The organism is Nonomuraea sp. IBHARD001, from assembly GCF_056106265.1.
In genome coordinates, this window is record NZ_JBWBBW010000002.1 from 8,171,871 (window position 1) to 8,193,068 (window position 21,198).

General features: G+C 71.3%; 19 protein-coding genes. 12 read left to right on the forward strand and 7 right to left on the reverse strand.

The window, feature by feature from the left end; all coding sequences use genetic code 11:
* Window position 1: 1 nt before the first annotated feature.
* Together ACTWNK_RS38810 and mfd are read right to left on the reverse strand one after the other, a co-directional pair.
* Window positions 2–616 (reverse strand): hypothetical protein, encoded by a 615-nt coding sequence (locus ACTWNK_RS38810; protein WP_474309913.1) that lies wholly within the window; start codon window positions 614–616, stop codon window positions 2–4.
* Window positions 617–644: 28 nt separating this feature from the next.
* Window positions 645–4,133 carry a transcription-repair coupling factor gene (gene mfd, locus ACTWNK_RS38815; RefSeq protein WP_474309914.1) on the reverse strand — a complete coding sequence of 1,163 codons (3,489 nt, stop codon included), beginning with the start codon at window positions 4,131–4,133 and terminating at the stop codon, window positions 645–647.
* A gap of 177 nt (window positions 4,134–4,310) precedes the next feature.
* On the opposite strand from mfd, the gene ACTWNK_RS38820 reads away from it, so the two are divergent.
* The 3 genes from ACTWNK_RS38820 to ACTWNK_RS38830 are packed head-to-tail and all read left to right on the forward strand — an operon-like array spanning window position 4,311 to window position 7,199.
* Window positions 4,311–5,027, forward strand: coding sequence for a class I SAM-dependent methyltransferase (locus ACTWNK_RS38820; protein WP_474309915.1), 717 nt, complete (start codon window positions 4,311–4,313; stop codon window positions 5,025–5,027).
* A gap of 46 nt (window positions 5,028–5,073) precedes the next feature.
* On the forward strand, window positions 5,074–6,309 hold the full coding sequence (gene cysC / locus ACTWNK_RS38825; RefSeq protein ID WP_474309916.1) for an adenylyl-sulfate kinase: 1,236 nt from the start codon (window positions 5,074–5,076) through the stop codon (window positions 6,307–6,309).
* A complete protein-coding gene (locus ACTWNK_RS38830; protein WP_474309917.1) occupies window positions 6,306–7,199 on the forward strand; it encodes a sulfite exporter TauE/SafE family protein in 894 nt (297 codons plus the stop codon). Before cysC ends, ACTWNK_RS38830 begins: the two co-directional genes overlap by 4 nt.
* Window positions 7,200–7,215: 16 nt before the next feature.
* Here the strand turns inward: ACTWNK_RS38830 and ACTWNK_RS38835 are convergent, their stop codons facing one another.
* Window positions 7,216–7,641, reverse strand: coding sequence for a hypothetical protein (locus ACTWNK_RS38835; protein WP_474309918.1), 426 nt, complete (start codon window positions 7,639–7,641; stop codon window positions 7,216–7,218).
* Window positions 7,642–7,776: 135 nt separating this feature from the next.
* On the opposite strand from ACTWNK_RS38835, the gene ACTWNK_RS38840 reads away from it, so the two are divergent.
* From ACTWNK_RS38840 to ACTWNK_RS38850, 3 genes are read left to right on the forward strand one after another with little or no spacing between them, the layout of a single operon-like run.
* Window positions 7,777–8,388, forward strand: coding sequence for a DUF998 domain-containing protein (locus tag ACTWNK_RS38840; RefSeq protein ID WP_474309919.1), 612 nt, complete (start codon window positions 7,777–7,779; stop codon window positions 8,386–8,388).
* 43 nt (window positions 8,389–8,431) lie between these two features.
* Window positions 8,432–8,803, forward strand: a complete 372-nt coding sequence (locus tag ACTWNK_RS38845; protein ID WP_474309920.1) for a YciI family protein — start codon at window positions 8,432–8,434, stop codon at window positions 8,801–8,803.
* Window positions 8,800–10,050 (forward strand): RNA polymerase sigma factor, encoded by a 1,251-nt coding sequence (locus ACTWNK_RS38850; RefSeq protein WP_474309921.1) that lies wholly within the window; start codon window positions 8,800–8,802, stop codon window positions 10,048–10,050. Before ACTWNK_RS38845 ends, ACTWNK_RS38850 begins: the two co-directional genes overlap by 4 nt.
* A 63-nt stretch (window positions 10,051–10,113) precedes the next feature.
* Here the strand turns inward: ACTWNK_RS38850 and ACTWNK_RS38855 are convergent, their stop codons facing one another.
* Window positions 10,114–11,217: a glycoside hydrolase family 26 protein gene (locus ACTWNK_RS38855; RefSeq protein ID WP_474309922.1), complete on the reverse strand. Its 1,104-nt coding sequence runs from the start codon at window positions 11,215–11,217 to the stop codon at window positions 10,114–10,116.
* A 318-nt stretch (window positions 11,218–11,535) separates the two neighbouring features.
* Here ACTWNK_RS38855 and ACTWNK_RS38860 point away from each other — a divergent pair, with 318 nt between their 5' ends.
* Genes ACTWNK_RS38860 through ACTWNK_RS38885 form a run of 6 tightly spaced genes read left to right on the forward strand, consistent with a single transcriptional unit; the run spans window position 11,536 to window position 18,118 of the window.
* A complete protein-coding gene (locus tag ACTWNK_RS38860; protein WP_474309923.1) occupies window positions 11,536–12,894 on the forward strand; it encodes a Wzz/FepE/Etk N-terminal domain-containing protein in 1,359 nt (452 codons plus the stop codon).
* Window positions 12,891–14,186 (forward strand): hypothetical protein, encoded by a 1,296-nt coding sequence (locus tag ACTWNK_RS38865; RefSeq protein ID WP_474309924.1) that lies wholly within the window; start codon window positions 12,891–12,893, stop codon window positions 14,184–14,186. The genes ACTWNK_RS38860 and ACTWNK_RS38865 overlap by 4 nt, the downstream gene beginning before the upstream one ends.
* Complete coding sequence (locus ACTWNK_RS38870; RefSeq protein WP_474309925.1) at window positions 14,183–15,091, forward strand: RIO2 family protein; 909 nt, start codon at window positions 14,183–14,185, stop codon at window positions 15,089–15,091. The genes ACTWNK_RS38865 and ACTWNK_RS38870 overlap by 4 nt, the downstream gene beginning before the upstream one ends.
* On the forward strand, window positions 15,088–15,945 hold the full coding sequence (locus ACTWNK_RS38875) for a sulfotransferase family protein (protein WP_474309926.1): 858 nt from the start codon (window positions 15,088–15,090) through the stop codon (window positions 15,943–15,945). The genes ACTWNK_RS38870 and ACTWNK_RS38875 overlap by 4 nt, the downstream gene beginning before the upstream one ends.
* Entirely contained in the window at window positions 15,933–17,183 is a 1,251-nt protein-coding gene (locus tag ACTWNK_RS38880) for a lipopolysaccharide biosynthesis protein (RefSeq protein ID WP_474309927.1), read from the forward strand. The genes ACTWNK_RS38875 and ACTWNK_RS38880 overlap by 13 nt, the downstream gene beginning before the upstream one ends.
* A complete protein-coding gene (locus ACTWNK_RS38885; RefSeq protein ID WP_474309928.1) occupies window positions 17,180–18,118 on the forward strand; it encodes a sulfotransferase domain-containing protein in 939 nt (312 codons plus the stop codon). The genes ACTWNK_RS38880 and ACTWNK_RS38885 overlap by 4 nt, the downstream gene beginning before the upstream one ends.
* On the opposite strand, the gene ACTWNK_RS38890 is transcribed toward ACTWNK_RS38885, so the two are convergent.
* From ACTWNK_RS38890 to ACTWNK_RS38900, 3 genes are read right to left on the reverse strand one after another with little or no spacing between them, the layout of a single operon-like run.
* Window positions 18,099–19,247 (reverse strand): WecB/TagA/CpsF family glycosyltransferase, encoded by a 1,149-nt coding sequence (locus tag ACTWNK_RS38890; RefSeq protein WP_474309929.1) that lies wholly within the window; start codon window positions 19,245–19,247, stop codon window positions 18,099–18,101. The two genes, ACTWNK_RS38885 and ACTWNK_RS38890, sit on opposite strands and share 20 nt — an antisense overlap.
* On the reverse strand, window positions 19,244–20,203 hold the full coding sequence (locus tag ACTWNK_RS38895) for a glycosyltransferase family 2 protein (RefSeq protein ID WP_474309930.1): 960 nt from the start codon (window positions 20,201–20,203) through the stop codon (window positions 19,244–19,246). The genes ACTWNK_RS38890 and ACTWNK_RS38895 overlap by 4 nt, the downstream gene beginning before the upstream one ends.
* Window positions 20,200–21,117 carry a sulfotransferase gene (locus ACTWNK_RS38900; protein ID WP_474311120.1) on the reverse strand — a complete coding sequence of 306 codons (918 nt, stop codon included), beginning with the start codon at window positions 21,115–21,117 and terminating at the stop codon, window positions 20,200–20,202. The genes ACTWNK_RS38895 and ACTWNK_RS38900 overlap by 4 nt, the downstream gene beginning before the upstream one ends.
* Between the last annotated feature and the right edge of the window lie 81 nt (window positions 21,118–21,198).

The following is a 21,198-nucleotide window of genomic DNA, read 5'->3' on the forward strand; positions in this document are numbered from 1 at the left end:
CTCAGCCCTGCGGCTGCTGCTGCGGCTGCTCCTGGCCTTCGGGCGCGACGGGCGCGACCGGCGCGGCGAACCTGCCGTTGTCGACGAAGCCGCGCTGCGGGTCGAAGGCGCCGTAGCGCGGGCTGTAGGTGACCTTGACCTGGGAGGCCATCTGCATGAGCTTCGCCTGGGCCTCCTGGTTCTCCGAGCCGCCGAGCTGCTGCAGCAGCTTGGTGACCGCGACCGCGATGCGGGCCCAGTCACGCAGCGAGGAGGGCGGCATGCCCTTGGTGAGCTGCTGCTGCTCCAGCTGGGCCAGTCCGCCGCTCTGCGCGATGAGCTGGTCGATCTCGCCCTCGGTCGCCTTCGCGCCCGCGGCCTCCGCCACCTGGCGGAACTGGCTGATCGAGGCCATCTGGTAGAGCACGGCCTGCGGCACCGGGATCTGCAGCTGCGCCGGGTTGACCTTCGCCTTCTCCAGTGCGCTCTCCAGCTCGCGCACCTTCACGTTCAGGTCCTTGGCCGCGATGCGCTCGTCACCGACGACGGCGGCGGCTCCGGCCTCGACCGGGGTGGAGCACGCGGTCAGCGCGACACCCATGGCGACGGCCGCCACTGCCACTCGATACGACTTCAACTTGGCTCCCTTTCCGACAAACCGCGGCTTACTTTACCCGGGCGGGCTCAAGGAACAGCGCTTCGACCAGGTCGCCGCACCATTTGAGCAGATCCAGATCACGCAACGGTTGCCCACCCAGCGGTTTCGTCTTGGGCACCGGCACCAGCAGCGTCTCGGCGGCCTGCTTGTAGATCGCGCTCTTGTACAGCCGCTCCAGCCTGACCTGCTGCGACTCGCGCAGCGAGACCGGGCCGAACTTGATGTTCTGGCCCTGCAGCGTGACGTCGGTCAGTCCGGCCTGACGCGCCCTGATACGGAAGCGCGCGACGGCGAACAGGTTCTCCACCTCGGCCGGGGGCCTGCCGTACCTGTCGGTGAGTTCGGCGCGTACCTCGTCGATGTGGATGTCGGCGCTGATGGCGGCGACGCGCTTGTAGGCCTCAAGGCGCAGGCGTTCGGAGGTGACGTAGGCGTGCGGGATGTGGGCGTTGATCGGGAGTTCGACCTTGACGTCCTGCTGGGTCTCCTGCGTCTCGACGCCGGACAGCTTGGCCTTCTGCTCCTGCACGGCCTCGGCCATCAGCCTGACGTACAGGTCGAAGCCGACGCCCGCGATGAAGCCGGACTGCTCGGCGCCCAGCACGTTGCCCGCGCCGCGGATCTCCAGGTCCTTCATCGCGACGTACATGCCCGCGCCCATCTCGGTGTGCTGGGCGATCGTGGCCAGGCGCTCGTGCGCGGTCTCGGTGAGCGGCTTCTCCGGCGGGTACAGGAAGTAGGCGTAGCCCCGCTCGCGGCCACGGCCGACCCGGCCGCGCAGCTGGTGCAGCTGGGACAGGCCGTAGTTGTCGGCACGGTCGACGATGAGGGTGTTGGCGTTGGGCACGTCGAGGCCGGACTCCACGATCGTGGTCGAGACCAGGACGTCGTAGTCGCGCTCCCAGAAGCCGACCATGATCTTTTCGAGCTGGTGCTCGTTCATCTGGCCGTGTGCGACCGCGATCCTGGCCTCGGGCACCAGCTCCTTGAGCCTGGCCGCCACCTTGTTGATCGAGGCGACCCGGTTGTGCACGAAGAACGTCTGGCCGTCGCGCATCAGCTCACGCCTGATCGCCGCGCCGATCTGCTTCTCGTCGTAGGGCCCGACGAAGGTGAGGATCGGGTGGCGCTCCTCGGGCGGGGTGAGGATCGTCGACATCTCGCGGATGCCGGTCAGGCCCATCTCCAGCGTGCGCGGGATCGGCGTGGCCGACATGGCGAGCACGTCGACCTGCGTGCGCAGGTGCTTCATGGCCTCCTTGTGCTCGACGCCGAACCTCTGCTCCTCGTCGACGATGATCAGGCCGAGATCCTTGAACCTGACCTCGGGGCTGAGCAGCCGGTGCGTGCCGATCACCACGTCGACGCCGCCCACGCGCAGCTCCTCCAGCGTCGCCTTGACCTCGGCGTCGGTCTGGAAGCGCGAGATCGGCCTGACGACCACGGGGAAGCTGGAGAACCTCTCGGCGAACGTCGACAGGTGCTGCTGCACCAGCAGTGTCGTCGGGACCAGCACGGCGACCTGCTTGCCGTCCTGCACGGCCTTGAACGCCGCCCGCACCGCGATCTCGGTCTTGCCGTAGCCGACGTCGCCGCAGATCAGCCTGTCCATCGGGATCGCGCGCTCCATGTCGCGCTTGACCTCGTCGATGGCCTCAAGCTGGTCGCCGGTCTCGGCGTAGGGGAAGGCGTCCTCCATCTCGCGCTGCCAGGGCGAGTCCGGGGCGAAGGGGTGGCCGGGCGAGGCCATGCGTGCGGAGTAGAGCCTGATCAGCTCGCCCGCGATCTCCTTGACCGCCTTCTTCGCCCTGGTCTTGGCCTTGGCCCAGTCGGCGCCGCCCATGCGGTTGAGCGTGGGCGACTCGCCGCCGACATAGCGGGTGACCTCGTCGAGCTGGTCGGTCGGCACGTAGAGCCTGTCGCCCTTGGCGTACTCGATGACGAGGTACTCGCGGGTGGCGCCCTGGATGGTGCGCTGGACCATCTCGACATAGCGGCCGACGCCGTGCTGCTCGTGCACGACGTGGTCGCCGACCTTGAGCTGCAGCGGGTCGACCATGTTGCGGCGGCGTGAGGGCAGCCTGCGCATGTCCTTGGTCGAGGCCTTCTGGCCGACCAGGTCGAGGTGGGTCAGCACGGCCAGGTCCGGGGTGACGAAGCCGTGCTCCAGCAGCGCGGTGGTGACGTGCACGACACGCGGCTCGGGGCGGCGCTCGATGGAGCTCTCAAGGCGGGCGGGCACGTCGACGCCCTTGAGCAGCTCGACCATGCGCTCGGCCGGGCCGTGGCCCTCGCTCAGCAGGACGACGGCCTTGCCCTCGTCGAGCCAGCCCTTGATGTCGCCCAACGCCTTCTGGGTGTCGCCCCGGTAGGCCTCGCTGTCGTGCGCGTCGAGCTCGACGCCCGCGCCGAAGGGCGCCATCGTCCACCACGGCAGGCCGAGCGCGCCCGCGTGCTCGCGGATCTCCTCCAGCGTGCGGAAGGCGGCGGCGCCCAGGTCGATCGGCGCCTCGCCTCCGGCCGCCGCGGTGATCCAGGAGGCCTCCAGGAACTCCTGCGAGGTGCGGACCAGCTCGTCGGCCCTGCCCCTGATCCGCTCCGGGTCGCACACGAAGACGGCCGAGCGCACGGGCAGGTGGTCGAGCAGCAGGTCCATCTCTCCGGCGAGCACGGGGGCGAACGCCTCCATGCCCTCCATCGGCATGCCCTCGGCCAGCTGCTCCAGGATCTCGGCGAGCGCCGGGTGCTTGACGGCCAGCTCGCGTGCGCGCTCGCGTACCTCGGGCGTGAGCAGCAGCTCGCGGCACGGCGCCGCGAACAGGCCGTCCTGCGCGACCTCCAGCGAGCGCTGGTCGGCGACCTTGAACCAGCGGATCTCCTCCACCGTGTCGCCCCAGAACTCCAGCCGCAGCGGGTGCTCCTCGGTCGGCGGGAACACATCGAGCAGACCGCCGCGCACGGCGACCTCGCCGCGCTTCTCCACCATGTCGACGCGGGCGTAGCCGTTGCCGATGAGCCTGGTCACGACATCGTCCAGCTCGGCGTCGTCGCCCGCGTGCAGTCTGATCGGGCGCAGGTCGCCCAGGCCCTTGACGATCGGCTGCAGCAGCGCCCGCACCGGCGCGACGATCACGCTGAGCGGTCCGGCCGTCGGGTCGCCCTTGATCGGGTGGGCCAGCCTGCGCAGGACGGCCAGGCGCTGGCCGACGGTGTCGCTGCGCGGCGAGAGCCGTTCGTGCGGCAGCGTCTCCCAGGCCGGGAAGACCGCGACGGTGTTGGGCTCGACCAGGCCGCTCAGGGCCGAGGCCAGGTCCTCGGCCTCACGTCCCGTCGCGGTGATCGCCAGCACGGTCCGCTGGTCGTGCCCGGCCAGCGCGGCCACCCCGAAAGGGCGCAGCGACGACGGCGCGACCAGCGAGACGTCGCCGCCTTCCGCCAATGCGGTGGTCAGATGGTGATCGGCGGAGACAAGCGAAAGAAGTCCGGAAAGGCGCATTAGATGCCCACAGCCCCACGACGGCAACACGGAATCCCCTGACGAAAGCTCGGCAGGGGCCTTCCAGCCTACTTCTCCCGCGTCCCCGCCATCCCCGCGTGCCCCCATGTCCACCGGGTACGGCAGGCCAGGCGGAAATCCCGCACGAAACGAGATGGGGTGACTACTGTGGGTGACATGTCTGAGGTGCGGGCGGTCGCCCTGAGAGGCGATCTTTTTGGGCGGCGAATCCGTGAGCAGTGGACCGAGCAGCTCGGCCGCAGGCTCGACGTGCTCGTCGCGGGATGCGCGGACGGCGAGCCGCTGCCGCTCGATCGCGTCGACGTGCGCGTGACCGGCGTCGACGAGGATCTGCCCGGCGTGCGGGAGAGGGTGGAGCGGCGCGACGACCTGACCTCGTGGGCACTGGGCGATCTGCGCTCGGTGCCGCTGCCGCCGAGGTCGTTCGACGTGATCCACGTCAACTTCCTGCTGGAGCGCATCCACCACACCGAACTCGTGCTCGACCGCATGCTCAACGGCCTGCGGCCCGGCGGTCTGCTGCTGCTGCGGATGCGCGACCGCGACTCGGCCTACGGTCTGTGCGACCGGCTCACGCCCGGCTGGCTGCGCAGGGCGCTGTGGCCGAGGCTGGTGCCCCAGGGCACACTCGGCCCGCTGCCCGCCCACTACGAGCCGATCACCTCGCGCGACGGCATGCACGCCTTCTGCCTGATGCGCGGCCTCATGATCACTGATGACGAATCGGCCACGACCGGGCCCGCGATGGGCCGAGTCGGTGGCGCGGCGGTGGGACTGGTCGACAAGATGTCGCGTGGCCGGTATTCGTCCTCCTACGACGAGGTGACGATGGTCGTCAGAAAGCCGCAGAACCATTTCGCACGGCTGATCTGACGCGGTAGGCTGCAAATCCGACTAAGTCGATCGGAAATGTGAACACATGACGGCGCATCACGAGTGGACCCCCGACGCCCGCGAGCTGGCCGACCTTGAGCTGCTGCTCTCCGGCGCCTTCCACCCGCTGACCGGCTTCCTCGGCCATGACGACCTGCACGAGGTGGAGGCGCACGGCGCCCTGGCCGACGGCACCTCCTGGCCCGCGCCCGTCACCCTCCTCCTGCCGCCGGAGCACCCGGCCGCGCCCGGCGACACGCTCACCCTGCTCGACCCCGAAGGCGCGCCCGTCGCCACCATGACCGTGACCGAACGGCAGGACGACGGCCTGGTCGCGGGGCCCGTCGCCGCCTCAGGCTCGTTCGCGCACGGCCCGTTCGCCCGGCTCCGCCGCAGCCCGGCCGAGGTACGCAAGAGCCTCGGCGAGCGCGAGGTCCTCGCGGTCACGATGCGCGGCCCGCTCGACGACCTCGCCGAGATCACCGCCACCGCCGAGGAGCTCGGCGCCACGATCCTGCTCCTGCCCCTGGCGTACGGCGAGCAGGGGCCCGCCGTCGTGCGGGCCGCGCTCAGGGCGCAGGGACAGCTGGCGCAGGGCACGGAGGTCGTCGCGGTGCCGCTCGCGCCGCGCGAGGACCCGGCCATCGACCTGGAGCTGCGCGAGCACGTCGCCGAGGCCTACGGAGCCGGTGAGCATCTCGCCGGTCCCGAGCCGATCACACTGCCGGGGCCGCCGCACCGGCGCGGGCTCGTGGTGTTCTTCACCGGCCTGTCCGGCTCGGGCAAGTCGACCGTGGCCAGGGGCCTGCGCGACGCCCTGCTCGAACTCGGCACGCGCACGATCACCTATCTCGACGGCGATGTCGTCAGGCATCTGCTGTCGAAGGGGCTGACGTTCTCCAAGGCCGATCGCGATCTCAACATCCGGCGCATCGGCTTCGTCGCCGCCGAGGCGGCCAGGCACGGCGGCCTCGCGATCTGCGCGCCGATCGCCCCCTACGCCGCCACCCGCGAGGAGGTGCGCGCGATGGCCGAGGGCGTCGGCGCCGACTTCCTGCTCGTCCACGTGTCCACGCCGCTGGCCGAGTGCGAGCGGCGCGACCGCAAGGGGCTCTACGCCAAGGCCAGGGCCGGGCTGATCCCCGAGTTCACCGGCGTCTCCGATCCCTACGAGGAGCCGGACGACGCCGATCTCGTGCTCGACACCACCGGCATCTCGGTGGAAAGCGCCGTCCAGCGGGTGCTGGACACCCTCATCTCCGGACGTTGGGTACGCCAGTGATCGACTTTCCCCTGGTCGTGGGGTCCTTCTTCGTCGCCGTCGTGGTCGGGCTGACCGGCATGGGCGGCGGCGCGTTGATGACGCCCATGATGATGTTGTTCTTCAATGTGCCGCCGCTGGCCGCCGTGTCCAGCGACCTGGTCGCCTCCGCCGTGATGAAGCCGGTCGGCGGCGTCGTGCACATGCGCAGGGGCACGGTCAATCTGCGGCTGGTGGCCTGGTTGTGCGCCGGGTCGGTGCCCGCGGCGTTCTGCGGGGTGTTCATCGCACGGGCCTTCGGCGAGGGCGAGGCCGTGCAGCAGGCGGTGAAGTACGCGCTCGGCGTGGCTCTGTTGCTGGCCGTGGCCGGGCTGGTGGCCAAGGCCTGGCTCGGGGCGCGTGACGCCGGAAGGCAGGTCTCGGAGGACGTCCGCGAGATCGTCGTGCGCCCAATTCCGACTGTACTGGTCGGTATGGTCGGCGGTGTGGTCGTCGGGATCTCCTCCGTCGGGTCCGGCTCGCTCATCATCGTGGCCCTGCTGGCCCTCTACCCGGCGCTCAAGGCCAACCAGCTCGTCGGCACCGACCTGGTCCAGGCCGTGCCGCTGGTGGCGTCGGCCGCACTCGGGCACCTGCTGTTCGGCGACTTCCAGCTCGATCTGACGCTCTCGCTGCTGGTCGGGTCGATCCCCGGGGTCTACCTGGGCGCCAGGATCTCGGCCAAGGCGCCCGGCGGGGTGATTCGCGCGTTGCTCGCGGTCGTCCTGCTGGCCTCGGCGCTCAAGCTGCTGGGCGTGGGCAACACCGCGACCCTGTGGATCATCGGCGCCGCCGTGGCCGCCGCCGCGGCCGCATGGCGGCTCACGACGGCGGCCGGAAAGCCCGAGCCCGAAGGCTCACACCGGCTGTGACGCGGGGGTCCAGGTCTCAGACCCGGGTCATGGTGGACTCGTAGCCGCCTCCGCCCGGGTAGACCCACGCGCCCGCGACGGTGCGGCCATCGGCGCTGAACGTGCCCTCGTAGTAGGCCGGGCCGCCCTTCGCACCGCCCCAGATGGTCAGCTTGTCGCCGGTCAGCTCGTACACGTAGTCGAGGGTGTTGCCGGTGGAGTCGTAGAAGCGCGACACCACGTCCTGCCCGGTGGGCTCGCCGAACGGGCGCAGGCAGCCGATCACCTCAAGGCCGGTGACCGCCTGCCCGAACTGGGCGAGGTCGACATGCTGCAGGAGGAAGAAACCACCGTCCATCCACTCGTACCGTACGGTCCCCTCGGCGCCGCCGGTGATCGTCCAGGTGCCGACCAGGCGGTCCAGGGCCTTCAGGGCGGTGCTCGGCTCGTAGGTCTCCGACATCTCGTGCTCCTTGCTCGTGTGGTGATGTTCGCCGGCACCTCGGGCGTCACGGGCCCGCCTCGACACCTCGCCCATGTGAGCTGAATCACATCGGCGAGGTGTCGAGACGACCGGGCCGTGCCACGAGGTAGCGGCATGACCATCACCACCGATCGCCTGCTGCTCGCCGGAGCCTTCGCCGGGCCGCTCTTCTTCACCTCGGCCCTCGTCCAGATGCTCACCCGCGAGGGCTTCGACATCACCCGCCATCCGATCAGCCAGCTCGCCACCGGCGGCCTCGGCTGGATCCAGATCGCCACCTTCGTCCTCGCCGGTACGGGCGCTCTGGCGCTGGCCGCCGGGATCGGGCGCACCCTCACCGAAGGGCTCGGCCGCCGGGCGCTGCCCGTTCTGGTGGGGGTGTTCGGCGTGGGGATGATCGCGGCCGGCGTGTTCACCATGGACCCGGAGTACGGCTTCCCCGCCGGGACGCCGGACGGGCCGGTCGCGCGGATGTCCTGGCACGGCGTCGCGCACACCGGCGCCGCCGCGCTCGGCTTCACCGCGCTGGCCGTCGCCGCCGTCGTGCTGGCCGTGCGGTGCGCCCGTCGCCGTGCCGTACCGGCTGCGGTCGGGAGTGGGGTGGCCGGGGTCGTGCTGTTGCTGCCGATCTCGCCGGATCACATGAGTGTGCAGGTCGCCCTGAACGGTCTGGTCGCCTTCGGCTGGATGAGCGTCCTGGCCGTGTCTCTGCGTCGTTCCGCCTGATCTCGCCTACGCTGACCCGAACGTTCGACAAGGGGGATCGATCATGAAGTATCTGCTGCTCAGCTACACTCCCGCCGCCTCCTGGGACGCCGCGAGCGCCGACACACCGTCGGAGGAGGCGCTGGCCGCCTTCGCCGCGTACCAGCGTCTGGAGCGGGAGCTGTTCGCCGCCGGTGAGTTCGTCGGGGGCGAGGGGCTCGGCCATCCGGCGGTCAGCACCACGGTCCACCGGTCCGCCGACGGCGTGGTGGCGACCGACGGGCCTTTCGCCGAGCTCAAGGAGGTCCTGGCCAGCTACGCGGTGATCGACGTGTCCAGCCGGGAACGCGCTGTGGAGATCGTCTCGCGGATCGTCGAGGTCCTGGGCGAGCCGATCGAGATCCGGCCGATCATGGGCGAGGACTTCACGGCGTGAGCGACCACGCCCCGGGGGCGGGCGTCGCGATGGAGGCGCTGCTGCGCGCCGAGGCGCCTCAGGTGCTCGGGGCGTTGGTGCGGCGCTTCGGGCGGTTCGACATCGCCGAGGACGCCGTGCAGGAGGCGCTGCTCGCCGCGAGCCGGGTGTGGGCGGCCGACGGGGTGCCTGAGAACCCGCGCAGCTGGCTGATCCGCATCGGCTATCGGCGTATGGTCGACCTGTTGCGTGCCGAGCAGGCCAGGCGGCGGCACGAGGAGCGGGCCCATGCCGCCGAGCCTGTCCTTCGCGAAGGCGGGCCCGCGCCCGAGACCGACGACAGCCTCGCCCTGCTCCTGCTGTGCTGCCATCCCGTGCTGAGCCCCACCTCGCAGGTCGCGCTCACCCTGCGGGCGGTGGGCGGCCTGACGACCGCCGAGATCGCACACGCCTACGGCACGCCCGAGAACACCATGGGCACCCGGATCAGCCGGGCCAAACAGCAGCTGATCCGCGCCCGGGCCCGCTTCACCGCACCCGTCGGCGCCGACCGCGACAGCCGTACGGCCGCTGTGACGCAGGTGCTCTACCTGATCTTCAACGAGGGGTACACGGCCTCGGCCGGAGCCCGGCTGGCCCGCGTCGATCTGACCGGCGAGGCCATCCGGCTGACCCGCATGCTGCACCAGGCCCTGCCCGCCGACGCCGAGGTCACCGGCCTGCTCGCCCTGATGCTGCTCTCCGAAGCACGCCGTCCCGCGCGTACCGGGTACCACGACGAGCTGATCCCCCTGGACGAACAGGACCGCAGCCGCTGGAACCACGACCTCATCCACGAGGGCACCGCGCTGATCGACGGCGTCTGGCCCCGCCGCGAACTCGGCCCCTACCAACTCCAGGCCGCCATCGCATCCGTGCACGCCTCCGCCCCCTCGCCCGAGCGCACCGACTGGCCGCAGATCGCCGCGCTCTACCTGTGGCTGGAACGCCTCACCCCCACCGCGCCCGTGCGCCTGAGCCGCGTCGTCGCCGTGGCCAAGGCCTACGGCCCACCCCGGGGCCTCGCCCTCCTCACCGACCTGAACCACCGCTTCCACCTCGACGACGACCCCCTGGTACGGCAGCGCGAGCACGCCGTACGGGGGCATCTGCTGGAGATGACGGGGGACGTCGAGGGGGCGGCGCGGCTGTATCGGGAGGCGGCGTCGATGACCGGGAACGAGGTCGAACGGCGCTATCTGCTGGGGCGGGCCGGGCAGGTGGGGTGAGGTGTCGCAGCGCCGGAGGCCGGCCGGACCTCCTTCGGCGCGAACGCCGATCCCCTGGGCTCCCTAGCGCAGGCCGGGTGTGGGGGTGGGGCCGGGAGGCGGGACGCGGGTGGCGCTGAAGTAGGGGTCGCGGGCCAGGGTGGTGAAGGCCTGTTCGGCGGCGGGGCTGGTGTCGAAACGGGTGTCGCCGCGCGGGGCTCGGGGTGAGTCGAAGTAGAGCAGGGCCTTGATCTGCGGATAGTGCTTGATCTGGCGGCTGACCGAGGCGTAGAACCTGCGTTTGAAGTCGGGCTCGGCGTAGCGCTCGAACGCCCCCCACTCGGCGACCATGATCGGTTTGCCGGGGAAGCGCCACTGCATCCACCGGTAGAAGCCGGGCCAGCGGGCGAAGTCCTTGCGGGTCTTGTTCACCAGGCCGTCGAAGTCGCGCACCTTGGCGTCGGCATAGGGGTCGAGCGCCACCCAGTCGACCACGTCGTCGCCGGGGTACAGCTGCTCGAACCAGGCCTTGGCCGCCCAGTTGGGCGCACCCATGTACGTCATGACGGTGACGGCGTTCTTCACGCCGCGCTCGCGCAGGCGCAGGACCACGTGCCTGAACATCGCCGCATAGTCGGCCGCCGTCATGCCGGAGTCGACGGCGGGACGCACGTCGTTCTCCGGCTCGTGGTGGACGGTGAGGAAGAAGCGCTCGGGGAAGGTCGCCCTGATGTGCTCGGCGAGCCTGTCGATGCGCCTGTCGAGCACACCGGCGGCGATCTCGGCCCAGGTGTGGTCGAACGACGGCTTCCAGTTGATCATCAGCAGTCGCGGGGTCGCCGGGTCGCGGGCCAGCTCCACCTCCTTGGCGGTGGGGAACAACTCGCGGCCGCGATGGTAGACGTGCATGACGTCGGCGGGCCTGCCCATGCGCTTCTCCGCACGCTGCAGCGCCCGGCCGGCGCCGAGGCCGGTGAAGATCTCGGGCGCGATCCCCCACCACGCGCCGCACGAGGGAATCAGCTTGGCCGTGACCTCGCACCGCGGTGACTCGCCGATGCCCAGCAGGCCGTTGACCCTGGCCGCCGGGTCGGGCGAAGGGCCCGAACCGGTCGCCGTCGCCTGGGAGCAGCCGGTCAGCGCCCCCATGACGACGAGACCGACCAGTGCCTTATTACCGAATTTCACCCTATTATCCGCGCAATTCGCACTTTCCCTACCCCGTTGCCGCAAGACCGTCAACTCCCCTCGACTTCACTTGCGTTATTCTTGACGTTCCCCAGACCCAAGCCTCTCACCCCTTCGACCTGCACAGACACCACTCAAAAACCCAATATCCGACATCTGCTTACGAACTACTACGACGGCTGGGAAAAATCTTCTGAATTCATTCGAGAAATAGTCGGCACACCTATAGTGGGCGGACGAAACCCAGCCGCCGCAGCGCCGGGCGGCCTGCGCCATCGCCTACGGCACCGTCGCCCTCGGCACGAAGGATCCGCCCGCATGAGCCTGTCGCCGGACACCGCCGTCCGCCGCCCCGGCGGAGACCTCGGCGAGCACCTCTCCCTGCTGCGCAGGCGAAAGCTGCTGTTCGTCACCTTCCTGCTCGCGGGCGTCGCGGGCGGCGCCGGAATGCTCTACTCGACCCCGCCCGCCTACACCGCCACCACGCAGATCCTCGTCACCCCGACCGGTGTGCAGGAGCAGGCCAACCAGGTCACCAACCGCCAGCGCGAGGCGCTCAACCTCGACACCGAGGCGCAGATCGCCCAGTCCGCCGTGGTCGCCGCCAAGGCCGTCGACGACCTCGCCAAGGCCGCGGTCGACACCGCCGTCCCCGCCACCGTCGACGTCTCGGTCCCGCCCAACTCCTCGGTGTTGTGGATCTCCGTCACCACCGCGGACCCGGCGGTCGCCGCCACCATGGCGCAGGCCTACGCCAAGGCCTATCTGGCCCACCGGGCCGAAGCCGCACAGGCCGCCCTGACGGCGCAGCTCAAGGCTTTGCTGACCAAGTTCAAGCAGGTCAACGCCAGTCTGGGCAAGGTCGTCGAGGGCCTGCCGAAGCTACGCAAGGGCACCGCCGAACGCACGATCGCCCTGCAGCGCCAGAGCCTGCTGACCCGGCAGGTCTACAACCTCACGGTCAAGTACGACGGGCTCAAGACCATCGCGGTCACGCCGGGCTCGGTCATCAGCGACGCCACGCCGCCCGCCGCCCCCAGCTCCCCCAGCCTTCCCCTGTACCTCGGCAGCGGCCTCATGCTCGGCCTGCTCGCGGGCAGCGCGGCGGCATACGGCCGCGACCGGCTCGACGTACGGCTGCGCACCGCCGCCGACGTCGAGCGCCTGACCGGCCTGGCCGTGCTGGCCGACCTCACGACCGATCCCCCGTCGCACGACCTCGCCGCCTGTCTGGTCGCCCTGTGCAAGGGCGACAGGCTGCTGGTGCGTGCCGTACCCTCCGGGTTGCCGCACGGGGAGCTCACCGGTTCGCTTTCGACCGATGCGCCGCTCTCGGTGCTCGACGGGGCCGACGTCAACGACCTGGCCAGGGCGGACGCGGCCGTGCTGCTGGTCGGGTTGCGACATGCCACCTCGCGCGACGTACGCGCCGCCGTGCTTCACCTGGGCAGGCACGCGGTGCCGGTCATCGGGGTGGTGACTTCCCCGGTTTCCCCGGTTTCCCCGACTCCCGCCGCCCCCGCGCCTCGCGAGCCGTGGCTGGTGGAAACCCCCGAAGACAGCGCGACGACGAAGAAGGCCGACAAAACCAAAAAAGCCACAACCCCCAACGGCAGCGTCGTCAAGCCCTCCACTCCGAGCACCCCCGACGCACCCACCCCCCAGCAGGCCTCGTGAACGGTGTGAGTCGGGTCGCGTGGCCCATCGGCGCTCTCCTGGTCGGATACCCCGTGTGGTGGGCGCTCGGGTTCGGGGGGCTGTCGGTAGTGGTGGTCGCGGTGCCGATGGGGGTGATCCTGTGGCGGCGGCGGCCGATCCTGGTGCCGAAGGGGTTCGGGCTGTGGGCGTTGCTGATCGCGGGCTATCTCGTCAGCGCGCTCATGCTGACCGAGATGCCGGACGACACCTACGGCGCCTTCGGGCCGGGCCGGGTGATCGGCTACGTCATGCGGCTGGTGCTGTACCTGGCGTTGCTCGTCATGGTGCTCTACCTCGGCAATCTGAGCGAGCGCGAGCTGCCGCAGCTCACACTGGTCAGGATGCTCGGCGTCCTGTTCGTCACCACGGTGGCGGGCGGCCTGCTCGGGCTGCTCGCGCCGGGTTTCGCCTTCATCTCGCCGGTCGAACGCGTCCTGCCGGGCTGGATCGCCGACAACAGCTTCGTCCAGAACCTCATCCACCCGACCGCCGCCCAGACGCAGAAGGTGCTCGGCTACGCCTCCCCCAGGCCGGAGGCGCCGTTCGAATGGGCCAACGCCTGGGGCAGCAACATCTCCGTCCTGCTCATCTGGTTCGTCGTCGGCTGGTGGGTCTACGGCGGCGGCAGGCGCAAGGCCGCGGCGCTCGTGCTGGTCGCGCTGGCCGCCATCCCGATCGTGTACTCACTCAACCGAGGCCTGTGGATCGGCCTCGGCGTCGCCGCCGTCTACGCGGTCGTCAGGCTGGGCCCAAGGCCCAGGATCGCCATCTGCGCCACCGCCGCGATCGGCGCCGCGGTCTTCATGATCAGCCCCTTGCACGCCATCGTCGGCCAGCGCCTCGACAGCCCGCACAGCAACGACATCAGGGCCTTCACCGTCTCGGCGACGATCAGGGCGACGGGCGGCTCCCCGATCATCGGCTACGGCAACAACCGCAACACCAGGGGCAACCACCGCACGATCACCACCGGCAAGACCGACTGGTGCGCCGAATGCGGCCATCCGCCGCTCGGCAGCGACGGCCATCTGTGGCACCTGGTCATCACCCAGGGCTTCGCCGGAGCCGTCCTCTACATCGCGTTCTTCGCCGGAGCCGTCCGCAGGCACTGGCACGACCGCACACCCATCGGGCTGGCGGGCACGCTGGTGATGCTGCTCGTCCTGCTCTACATGTTCGTCTACGACGGCCTGGTCACCCCCCTCAGCCTCTACCTCATCTCGTTCGCCCTGTTGTGGCGCAACCAGCAGTGGAGGAGTCGACACCCATGACTTCAGACGCCAGGATCCGGCTGCGCTATCTCGGGCAGACCGTTCGCCTGCTGTTCCCGGGGCCGGGCCAGCCCCGCGCCTACAGCCTGCTCCCGCATGCCGTGCTGCCCCGCCGCCTGTCGCCGCGCCGCTGGTGGCACGTGGCGCTCGGGCCACGCATCATGATCCCCGCCGAAGGGTCGATCGAGGGTCACCTCAGCGAGGTGCTCGGCACCGAGGTCCGCGTCATCATGCACGTGCGCCCGGCCAGACGCGCCAACCGCAAGCCGATCCTGGAGGCGCACGACGCCTCGGGCCGCGTCGCCTTCATCAAGATCGGCGACACGCCGCGTGCGTGCGACCTGGTCGCCAACGAGGCCGCCACGCTGGAGCGGCTGGCCGATCTGCCGCTCAAGACCGTCGTGCCGCCCACCGTGCTCTACCACGGACGCTGGCGCGGCCTGGCCGTACTCGCCCTGTCCCCCCTGCCCGTACGCAGGGCCAAGGCGCCGGGTGAGCTGCTGATCAGGGCGGTCAGGGAGATCGCGGCCATGGGCGGCGACGAGGGCCATGCCTGGCATGGCGACCTCTCGCCGTGGAACATCGCGCCGTCGCCCGACGGCAGGCTCCTGGTCTGGGACTGGGAGCGGTTCGAGATCGGCGTGCCGCTCGGCTACGACGCGATGCACCACCTCTTCCAGCGCGCCCTGCGCCGGATGGACCCGGCCACGGCCGCCCGCGCCAGCCTGGCGGGCGCCGTGAGCGCACTGGCTCCCCTCGGGCTGTCGGCCGCCGAAGCGCGGCGCACCGCCCTGCGGTACCTGATCTCGCTGGCCGACCGGCACGCAGCCGACGGCCACGAGCCGCTCGGACCGCCGGATCACTGGCTCAACCCGCTCGTAGATTTCCAGGAGCTCCTGACGTGAAGCCCACGATGAAGCACTCGGTCCATGCCGTCTCGCGCACCACAGGGCGCCTCACATCGGGCGGCCGTGCGCTGCCCTCCTTCCTGATCGTCGGCGCGCAGCGCTGCGGGACCACGTCCCTGTACCGGGCGCTGGCGCAACACCCGCTGCTGCTCAAGCCCGTCCTGCACAAGGGCGTGCACTTCTTCGACGTCGGCTACGACAAGGGCATGTCCTGGTACCAGGGCCATTTCCCCATGCGCGTGGGCACGGCACTGCTGCGCAAGAAGTACGGCATGCGGCCCCAGGCGTTCGAGTCCACGCCGTACTACCTGTTCCACCCGCTCGCGGGCGAACGCATCGCCAGGGACCTGCCGGGCGTCAAGCTGATCGTGCTGGTCAGGGACCCCGTCGAACGTGCCTTCTCGGCGCACTCGCACGAGCTGGCCAGAGGGTTCGAGACCGAGTCGCACTTCGAGTACGCCGTCGAGCTCGAAGCCAGACGCCTGGCCGGGGCCGACGACGCCATCAGGGCGGCCCCCCAGGCCATCCACCACTCCCACCGCCACCACGCCTACCTCGCCCGCGGCCGTTACGCCGAGCAACTCGACCGGCTGGAGCCGCTGTTCGGCCGCGACCGCATCCTCGTGCTTGACAGCCACCGTTTCTTCGCCGAGCCCGAGCGCGTCTACGACAGGGTGCTGGAGTTCCTCGGCGTGCCGTACATGGGTGAGCCGGTCTTCGAGCGGCACAACGGCAGGACCAGGCCCAAGCCCATGGCCGAGACGCTGCGCCAGACGCTGGCCGACCACTTCGAGGTCTACGACACCCAGCTCGTGCGATGGCTCGGGGAGGAGCCCTCGTGGCGTCGGTGAACACCGGCCTGCGCAGGGTGGCGAAGGGCGGGCTCGCCGGGCTGACGGGCGCGGGGGTGACGGCGCTGGCGCAGTTCGCGGTGGTGGTCGTCGTCACCAGGGCGTTCAGCGCCGAGGTCGCGGGCACGTTCTTCGCCTCGGTGGCGCTCACGCTGATGGTCGCGGGCGTCGCCAGGCTCGACGCGGGCAACGGGCTCGTCTACTTCATCGCCAGGGACCGGGCCTGCGGCTCCGCCCTGCTGCGCTCGGCGCTCGTGGCGCCGCTGGCGCTGGCCGGGGTGGCCGGGGTGGCGTTGTGGCCGATGCTCGGCGGGTACGCGCTGGTGGTGCCCGTGGTCGTGGCGCTCGACATCCTGCTGGCCGCCTCGCGCGGCTTCGGCGCGATGCGGGCGACCGTCCTGCTGGACGGCATCGCGCTGCCGCTCGGGCAGCTCGCCCTGGTCGCGAGCGCGGCTCTCGCGATGCGGCCCGCGTTGCTGCCGCTCGCCTGGTGCCTGCCGTACGTCGTGGTGGTGGTGCCCGCGGTGCTGTGGATGCGGGGGCGGGGGGCCGGGGCGTCCGGCGTGGGCGGGGGCGAGTGGTGGCGCTACACCGCGCCCAGGGCGGTGGGCGGGGGGATCCAGGCGGTGTTCGCCAGACTGGACATCGTGGTGATCGCGATGCTGGCCGGGCCCGCCCAGGCGGCCGTGTACACCGCGGCGACCAGGTTCAAGGTCGTCGGGCAGCTCGCGGGGACGGGGCTGGCCCAGGCGGCGCAGCCCCGGCTGGTCCGGGCGCTCGCGGCGGGTGATCTGGCGCAGGCCCGTGTGCTGTACCAGGCCACCACGCTGTGGCTGGTCCTGCTGACCTGGCCGATCTGGCTCGGCTACGCCGTGCTCGCACCGTGGCTGCTCTCCCTGTTCGGCGCGGGTTATGCCGCGGGCACGCCGATCGCGCTGCTGCTGGCCGTGACGATGATGGTCGCCACCGCGTGCGGCATGGTCGACGTCGTGCTCATCGCGGCCGGGCACACCACCGCGAGCCTGGTCAATCTGGTCGCCGCCGTGGTCGTCACGCTCGGCCTCGATCTGGCCCTGGTGCCCGCGCACGGGGCGTTCGGGGCGGCGCTCGGCTGGTCGGGGGGCATGCTGGTGAAGAACCTGGTGCCGCTGTGGCAGATCCATCGGCGTTACGGCCTGCGTCCGTTCGGGCGCTCCAGCCTGGCCTCGCTGCGGCCGGCGTCGTGGGCGGCCGTGTGAGCCTCGCCTGCCCTCCGCCCGTCCTGGTGACCGGCCTGCCGCGCAGTGGCACCAGCTGGACCGGCAAGATGCTCGCGGCCGGAGGCGAACTCGTCTACGTCAACGAGCCGCTCAACCCGCTCCCCCGCCCCGGCCGCTCCCCTGGCGTGCTCAATGCCGACGTCACCCATCGCTTCCAGTACATCTGCCCCGACAACGAGGACATCTGGCTGCCCGCCTTCCGCGACACCGTCGCCCTGCGCTACGGCCTGCTCGCCGAGCTACGCCGCAACCGCAGCCCGTACGACCTGGCCCGGATGGTCAAGAACGCCACCACCTTCGAGTACGGCAGGCGTCGCGGGCGGCGGGCGCTGCTGGACGATCCGTTCGCGGTGCTGTCGGCGCCGTGGTTCGCCTCGCGGCTCGGATGCAGGGTCGTGGCGCTGGTCCGCGATCCGGTCGCCTTCGTGGGGAGCTGGCAGCGGCTCGGCTGGACGGTGTACTTCCACGAGCTCCTCGAACAGCCGCTCCTCGTACGCGACCATCCTCAGGTGAACGCCCTGCGCGACCTCGTCGGCTCCCAGGACCGCATCGCCAAGGCCGCGACGTTGTGGCGTGTCGCGCACTCCGTCCTGACGTCGTCGGCCAGGCCGGACATCCTGGTCACCTCCTACGAGGATCTCGCCTCCGACCCGGTCGCGGGCTTTCGCCGCCTCTACGACTTCACCGGTCTGACCTGGTCGGCCAAGGCCGAACGCACGATCGTCAGGGCCTGCACGTCCGACCAGGGCGACAGGCGCGGCTTCGCCTGGCACGGCCTGTCGCGCACGGCCTATCGCCCGATGAACTCGCGTCAGGCCCTGCACGGCCCGCACGGCCTGTCGCCCGACGAGGCGGCGAGGGTCGGCGTGATCGCGGCGACCCCCGCCGCAGCGGTCAGCCCCTCGCCGCGCTGAGGCGAAGGGCCCGGCGCAGCAGGCAGACGGTGAGCAGGCGCAGGGCGAAGGGCAGGTCGTCGACCAGATAGCGCCTGGCCAACCGGCCGGGCTCGCTGACCAGTCTGAACAGCCACTCCAGGCCCCGGCTGCGCATCCACTCGGGCGCCCTGCGCACCGCGCCCGCCGCGAAGGCGATGGCCGAGCCGCAGCCGACGAACCACGTCTGCGGCAGGTCCCCGCGCAGCTCCACGATGAGCCTGTCCTGCTTGGGGAAGCCGAGCCCGACGAACACCACCTTGGGCGCGGCGTGCACCACCTTGCGCCTGACCGCGAGACGTGTCTCGTCGGCGGCCTCGAACCCGTAGGGCGGCGCGTCGATCCCGCACACGACCAGCCGGGGATGGCAGGCCCGCAGCTCGTCGGCCGCGACCTCGGCCACGCCGGGCGGGCCGCCGAGCAGGTAGATGGGCAGGCCGTGGCGTGCCGCCGCCTTGCTGAGCGACCAGATGAGATCGGCGCCCGTCACCCGCTCGGGGATCGGCGTGCCGAGCAGCCTGGAGGCCCACACCAGCGGCATGCCGTCGGCGACGACCAGCTCGGCGCCTTCGACGAGGGCGCGCAGTGTGGGGTCCTTGCCCGCGGCACGGCAGATGTCGACATTGGGGGTGACGACATGGCCGCCCTTGCCCGCGACCAGATCGGCCATGACCTGGCTGACGACCTCGGCCTCGGTCAACGGGTCGAGCCTGACCCCCGCGACCGGCACCCGCAGGGGCCGCCGCCCTGTCGCGTCACGTGCACGTGCCTCCTCCGGGCGCTCACGCTGGGCCGGGACACGAAGCGAAGCTGGCCGGGTGTCGGCGGAACGGGTGTCGGCGGGCCGGGTGTCGAGGAGCAGGGCGTCGGCGGGCCGATCGCTGGCGTGGCGGTCGCTGGCGGGCCGATCGCTGGCGGGCCCTTCGTCGGCGAGCCGGGCGGGGGCGCGGCTCTCGTCGAGCCGGGCGGGATCGCGGCTCTCGGCGCGGTCGGCGCGGTCGGCGCTCCCGGCGCGGTCGGCGCTTTCGGCGCGGTCGGCGCTTTCGGCGCGGTCGGCGCTTTCGGCGCGGTCGGCGCTTTCGGCGCGGTCCGTGCGGTCGGTGCCGTTCAAATTCCGTGCCCTCTGCCGTGCAGCAGCCCGAGGACCGCGGGTGCCGAGATCAGTCCGGCGGCGACGAGCAGCGCCAGAGGCGCCCGTGGCTCGCCCACGCGCGAGGCGAGCGTGCGCAGGGCCCAGCGGCCTGCCTGCCTGCGCTGGCCGAGCGCCGCGTGGTGGAAGGCCAGTTGACCGTAGATCCGCGCCGCGCCGCGCGGATCTACGGCCAGTTCAGGGTGCCGGGCGAGCATCCACTCCAGCCCGGCGATGCGATCGGCCCAGCGAGCGACGTAGAGCGAGGCGCCCCACCTGACCCGGACGAGCGGCCGATCGACATGGACGATCGCACGGCGTTTGGCGGCACGCAGGGCGAGGTCCCAGTCTTCGTTCTGGCCGCCCGGCGCGCTCTCGTCGACCCAGAGCACGCCCCGCCTGAACAGGAACGTCGAGGAGTGCACCATCACCATGCGGGAGCGCACGAGGTCTTCCTTGGTGACCAGCGAGGTGCCCGCCCGCCTCGGGACGCGCCGGGAGCCGTACTCCACCTCGATGGCGCAGCTGGCGAACTCGGCCTCGGGGTCGGCGAGCAGGGCCTCGGTCTGGGCGGTGAGCTTGCCCGGCAGCCAGGTGTCGTCGTCGTCGCAGAAGGCGACGAGGTCGGTGCCGAAGGCCGCGATGCCGGTGTTGCGTGCGCCCGGCAGGCCGGGGGTGAGCCGGTTGGGCAGCACCCGCACCCGCCCGGCTCGCTCGACGGCCGCCGTGGTCGTGCCGAACGTCGGGGTGAGCGCGTCGGCCACCTGCTCGGCGACCGTCGCGGGATCGGCGGCGTCGGCCACGACGACCAGGTCGACCCGGCCCCGGTAGTCCTGCCCGAGCACCGCACGCACGGCCGCCCTGAGCTGCTCGGGCCGCCCGCCACTGGTCGCGACGACCACGCCGATCGACGGAAGGGATGTGCACTCGATGGTCATGCCGCCGCCCCGCGATAGCCGTATCTGGTCATGAGCGGCCAGGTGAGCCCTTCGACGAGCGCCCGTTTGACCGGTGGCAGCCCGCCGCGCCAGGCCTCGTCGGGAGCCAGGCGCACCGGGCCGACGGTGAAGCGCATGGGATTGCCCGAAGCGGTGTGCGCGACGCCGAGGAAGGCCGTGGAGTCGCCGAGGAAGCCGAGCGCACGTCCGGGCTCCGGCGCGCCGATCGTCAGCTCCAGGCGGGCGGCGAGGTCGAGCAGGGTGGCGGCGGTGTCGCCGACGAGGTCCTCGTAGCGGACCCTGATCACCTCGGCGCCTCGCCTGGCGAGCAGGTCGAGGGCGAGATTCTGCGCCGACCAGTGCAGGCAGGTGCGCAACGCGCCCCACCGGGTCATCGCGCGGCCGTCCTCGGGCCGTCTGACCGTGCGGTGCCAGGAGTGCGCGACCGCACGCGGGTCCCTGACCACCTGGACCACCCGCACATCGGCCCCGCCGACGGCCAGGCAGTGCGCGAGCGAGGCGTGCTTGGAGGAGTCGACCACCACCGGACACCCGGCGACCTGCGCCGCCGCGTCGTAGACCCGCCGGTAGGCCGCGACATACTCCGCCAGGTCGGGATGGCCGGGAGCGGGGATGCGCCTGGTCCGGTCGACCCGCCTGCGCAGGGCCAGCACCCGCTCGGCCAGCTCGGGCGACCATCCCCCGAACGCCCGCTCGCCGATCTCCCGCCAGAACGCGCACACGCCGAACGCCTCGCCGCACCCGCACGGCTCCCCGGCCAACACCCCTCTGGCCCACAGGTGCACGACCTCGCCGAGCGGCGCGACCCCGGGCAGCTCCCCGAGAAGGCGCTCAAGCAACGTCGTACCGCTGCGGCCGAGCCCACCCAGGAAGATCACCCGAGCAGCGGGCATACGGACACTCACCAGCGCGACCCCCCGAACACGAATGCGGAACGTGGTCACGCTAGTACTCAACGTCAGCACAGAGTAACG

Coding starts and splice junctions, on each gene's coding strand:
- mfd (WP_474309914.1), bottom strand. CDS start 4,133: ATGCGCCTTTCCGGACTTCTTTCGCTTGTCTCCGCCGATCACCATCTG.
- ACTWNK_RS38820 (WP_474309915.1), top strand. CDS start 4,311: ATGTCTGAGGTGCGGGCGGTCGCCCTGAGAGGCGATCTTTTTGGGCGG.
- cysC (WP_474309916.1), top strand. CDS start 5,074: ATGACGGCGCATCACGAGTGGACCCCCGACGCCCGCGAGCTGGCCGAC.
- ACTWNK_RS38835 (WP_474309918.1), bottom strand. CDS start 7,641: ATGTCGGAGACCTACGAGCCGAGCACCGCCCTGAAGGCCCTGGACCGC.
- ACTWNK_RS38840 (WP_474309919.1), top strand. CDS start 7,777: ATGACCATCACCACCGATCGCCTGCTGCTCGCCGGAGCCTTCGCCGGG.
- ACTWNK_RS38845 (WP_474309920.1), top strand. CDS start 8,432: ATGAAGTATCTGCTGCTCAGCTACACTCCCGCCGCCTCCTGGGACGCC.
- ACTWNK_RS38860 (WP_474309923.1), top strand. CDS start 11,536: ATGAGCCTGTCGCCGGACACCGCCGTCCGCCGCCCCGGCGGAGACCTC.
- ACTWNK_RS38870 (WP_474309925.1), top strand. CDS start 14,183: ATGACTTCAGACGCCAGGATCCGGCTGCGCTATCTCGGGCAGACCGTT.
- ACTWNK_RS38895 (WP_474309930.1), bottom strand. CDS start 20,203: ATGACCATCGAGTGCACATCCCTTCCGTCGATCGGCGTGGTCGTCGCG.
- ACTWNK_RS38900 (WP_474311120.1), bottom strand. CDS start 21,117: ATGCCCGCTGCTCGGGTGATCTTCCTGGGTGGGCTCGGCCGCAGCGGT.